The sequence below is a fragment of the Mucilaginibacter sp. genome (genome assembly GCF_036383575.1).
Classification (GTDB): domain Bacteria; phylum Bacteroidota; class Bacteroidia; order Sphingobacteriales; family Sphingobacteriaceae; genus Mucilaginibacter.
Genome location: NZ_DASVOB010000120.1, coordinates 1 through 3,857, shown reverse-complemented (window position 1 = coordinate 3,857; position 3,857 = coordinate 1). Strand labels below are relative to the sequence as shown.

The following is a 3,857-nucleotide window of genomic DNA, read 5'->3' as shown; positions in this document are numbered from 1 at the left end:
CCTTTTTCGTCCTGGACAAATATTTCAAAATCACCGGTGCGGGCAAGTTCAGTACCGATATCCCGGTGACGGACGCTGAACTCATCAATATTACCGTAACAAACCTGGATATACGCTGTTTCGTTTAATTTCCCGGAGCCTTTGACCTCCATCCAGTAAGCACTCGCGTTACCGGCAAACGGCATAAATATAAAAAGCAGGATAACCCTGAATACAGATAATTTCATTGCGCCAAAAATAACAATTATAAGCGGGCATTAATTGAAAACAGGCATCTTCCTCCCTCCCTGATTTAAAAAATGATTATCAAAATATAGTACATTTGGCTTGTATACGCATGAAAAAAACAGAAACTGAGTTAACAGGTGTTAAAGAAATTGCCCGGAGAGCAAATGTGTCCATCGGCACCGTCGATAGGGTTATCCACAACAGGAAAGGCGTATCCGAGGAAACCAAAAAGAAAATAAATGCCATTATTGAGGAGATGGATTTCCGGCCCAATAAAATGGCCAGCCTGTTAGCTTCGCGCAAAATATTGAATTTTGCTATCCTGATCCCGGCCGTTTCTGACGAGACAGATTACTGGAGCTATCCTTTAAATGGTATAAAACAGGCTGCAGAAGAGATAAGGCAATTTGGTGTAACCGTTAATTATCATTTTTACGACCTCAATTCAAAAAGCAGTTTCCATGCAGTGGCTGAAGAGATGCTGCAAAACGAACCCGATGCTATATTGATGGCTCCTTCATTTGTAGAAGAGTCGATAATATTTGCTCAAAAGATCCTTGAACTTGAACTGCCGCTGGTATTTATTAATTCGGATTTACCCGATCAACCCGGTCTTGCCTACATCGGCCCCGAGCTTTATCAAAGCGGTAAACTTGCCGCTCAGCTTATCAGTTTTGCTATTCAAAAGCAGGATAAGATTTTAACGCTGAACATATCAACCGATCTCGAAAACAATCATCACCTGCTGCGGAAGGAACAGGGTTTCAAAAGCTTTTTCGAGAGCAGCGGGAAACTGAACAAGGTGATCACACTCAATATAAACGACACAAAACTTACCGAGGCAGAAAAAGCGCTGTTACCTGTTTTAGAAGCTGAGCCGGCTATCAAAGCCATATTTGTGACCAACTCAAGGGTGAACCTCATAGCCGAAATTTTAGCGCAGCATAAACGCACAGATATTTTGCTTGTAGGCTATGATTTTTTGAAGAAGAACATCGATCACCTCATAAGCGGCCAAATCACCTTCCTGATTTGCCAGCGCCCCAAAGAACAGGGTTATCTTGGTGTTATGGCACTTTATAAGCACCTTTTTAAAATAAGCGAGGTGGAAAAATCAACGTATATGCCTATTGATATCATCACGAAGGAAAATTATTTGTTTTATAATGGGTAACTGAAATGACATATCAACGCTGTCATGTTGAACTCGTTTCAGTGCCCGCAAGCAGCCGCTTTGATTAGCAACCGGCTTAGCAAATGGGCTGTTGAAACAAGTTACTCATGACATAATTAAAAAAAACTGTCATCCTGAGGCACGAAGGATCTTCTTCAACAAGCATGGCCGCCATACAAAGCGAAGAAGACCCTTCGTACCTCAGGATGACAAAGGGGCAAATGTCATCTTTTCCCTGCAAAGTCCCTGGATTTTACCTACTCAACGCGACAGAAACCTTTGTTATGCTATACGTTAAGCCCCCCTCATCTTATTTTAGCCAACCGATCATACATTACATGGATCTTTTGGCTCCTTAGCTGGTTTTCTTCATCTAATGCAGGTTTGTAAAGAAAATCTTTATTTAGTGCAGTGAACTCAGCATTCAGCCTTTGCTCATCGGCTAATAGCTTGTTGAGCTTTGTCAAGTACACCGGAACCTGATCGACAGCAAAATCGGGGGAGTTTACTTCGGCCTCTATTTTCATGTAGGTAAGGTAATACACCCGGATCCTGGCCATCAAAACATAATGCTTAAACTCCTGCGCTCCTTTTACAGGCTGCAATGATCTTAGCATATTCAGCGCATTAGTGGCGCTATCCAATAGTTGACTAACCGTTATTTCCTTTGGTGACATCACCTTGCCATGAACTACATTATATGGCGCAGCAAACAAGGCGTTTTTAAACTGCATTGCCTGCTGTTGATTTAAGCCATAATGTGAACTGCAATAGTTGATGATAAACTGATCGTTGGTTAACTTTTGCCCTGCATTTAATGTGCTTAAATAATAGCTGACCAGGATATTGAACCCGCTTAAAGGGTATACATGACGGATAGCATATAGGTCGATCAGCTCATCTTCAGATTCAAACAACGATGAATAAACGCCCGAGGTTGACCATGATGTCATGACGATACCCTTATATCCTAACTTTCGCGATAAAGGAATAAAGTCCCTGATATTATTGAAATGCTTTTGCCAGTCGGTAAGGAAATAGTTGTCAGGGTAGCTCCTGATGGCCGGCGAACCCCAGATCTCATAGCCCGATTTTAACAGTTTGGCATGATCGCCAAAATGGTTCACTTCCCAGCCGTAATTCCAGTCGACAAAAATAGTTTCTTTAGGTAGCAGGTTAATGTAGTCAGGATATTTCAGGGCGATATCGGCCCAAACAACTGGTCTTTTCCCTAAACCAACTACAATATCGCACAGCATTTTGATATGATCAAAATACAACCGCGACAAGCCTATTTCAGCAGCCCGTTTCTTGCACTTTTCGCAGTGACCTAATAAATAGGTTTCATCACCGCCGATATGAATGTAAGGCGAATTATGGGTTGAGGCCAGATCGGTGTAAAGCGTGGTGAACAACTTTTTATTTAACTCAGGCTCACTGGGGCAAACCTGGCTAAAATCCTTCTGGTCTTCGCGCAGGGCAGCGTATTTATAATCGCGAAGGATATACTCTACATGCCCAAAGCTTTGTTGCAGTGGAATTACACGAATATGAAGCGAATTGCAATAGGCAATAAAATCGCGGACCTCGGCCCTTGAATAGGCATATCTGTTGGCAATAAGCGGTTCCTTCGCAAACGGATAACTTCCCTCCCATTCCATTACCAGGGTATTGATACCGTTATTACTTAAGTTGAGTACAAACTTTTTTAACGCAGGCAACTTCATTACCTGGATGCGCATATCGAGGTGAAAACCTTTTATCTGAACCGAATCAACCGGTTTTGCATTAATGGCTGATGCTGAAAAACTTACCCCCACAATAAGCAGGGTTAAAATTAAGCTGCGCTGTAAATAAGCTTTCATAATAACTTTTAAAGGCTCTCTATGATCGCGCTCAACCGGGATGGTTGAGCAATTGCTTTACGTGTACGCACACGTAAAGCAATAATACACATTTAATTATTTTCATCACAGTCAAATGTGAATAATAATGTGTCCCCCCGGGCAGCCTTTAAATGAATATGTTCAGCTTATATTAATTCCATATAACTATAGTCAACATTGGTTGTGATTGGCGAAAAGCGCTTCATCATTTCTTCGGCCTTAGTTACCATATTTTTTGAACCGATGAAGATACCGGAGCGCTGGTGTAATTCTGTAACCTCCAGATCCAAAATACGTTCGTACCCGTTGCTGGCTTTGCCTCCGGCCTGTTCAATGATGAAGGCCATGGGGTTACACTCATAAATTAACCGCAATTTTCCTTTTGGGTCACTTGCATTGGCAGGGTAAATAAAGATCCCTCCCTTTATCATATTCCGATGCAGATCGGCCACCATTGATCCGATATACCTTGCTTTAAACGGCCTGTTTGTTGTTACATCCTCCACCTGGCAGTATTTGATATATTTCTTTACCCCATCAGGAAAATGAGAGTAATAACCTTCGTTTAT

At 41.9% G+C, this 3,857-nt stretch carries 3 protein-coding genes and 1 pseudogene; 1 reads left to right on the top strand and 3 read right to left on the bottom strand.

Annotated features, from left to right (window positions below; all coding sequences use genetic code 11):
• Positions 1-227, bottom strand: a 227-nt coding sequence (locus tag VF500_RS04520) for a hypothetical protein (RefSeq protein WP_330858538.1), incomplete at its 3' end; no start/stop codon positions are given.
• Positions 228-337: 110 nt separating this feature from the next.
• On the opposite strand from VF500_RS04520, the gene VF500_RS04515 reads away from it, so the two are divergent.
• The gene (locus VF500_RS04515) at positions 338-1,402 is read left to right on the top strand and encodes a LacI family DNA-binding transcriptional regulator (RefSeq protein ID WP_330858537.1); all 1,065 of its coding nucleotides are present in this window, start codon (positions 338-340) and stop codon (positions 1,400-1,402) included.
• 305 nt (positions 1,403-1,707) lie between these two features.
• Here VF500_RS04515 and VF500_RS04510 read toward each other — a convergent pair whose 3' ends face one another.
• On the bottom strand, positions 1,708-3,267 hold the full coding sequence (locus VF500_RS04510) for a beta-N-acetylhexosaminidase (protein ID WP_330858536.1): 1,560 nt from the start codon (positions 3,265-3,267) through the stop codon (positions 1,708-1,710).
• 167 nt (positions 3,268-3,434) lie between these two features.
• Positions 3,435-3,857: pseudogene (locus VF500_RS04505) on the bottom strand (class 1 fructose-bisphosphatase); the annotation flags it as partial.

Coding starts and splice junctions, on each gene's coding strand:
- VF500_RS04515 (WP_330858537.1), top strand. CDS start 338: ATGAAAAAAACAGAAACTGAGTTAACAGGTGTTAAAGAAATTGCCCGG.
- VF500_RS04510 (WP_330858536.1), bottom strand. CDS start 3,267: ATGAAAGCTTATTTACAGCGCAGCTTAATTTTAACCCTGCTTATTGTG.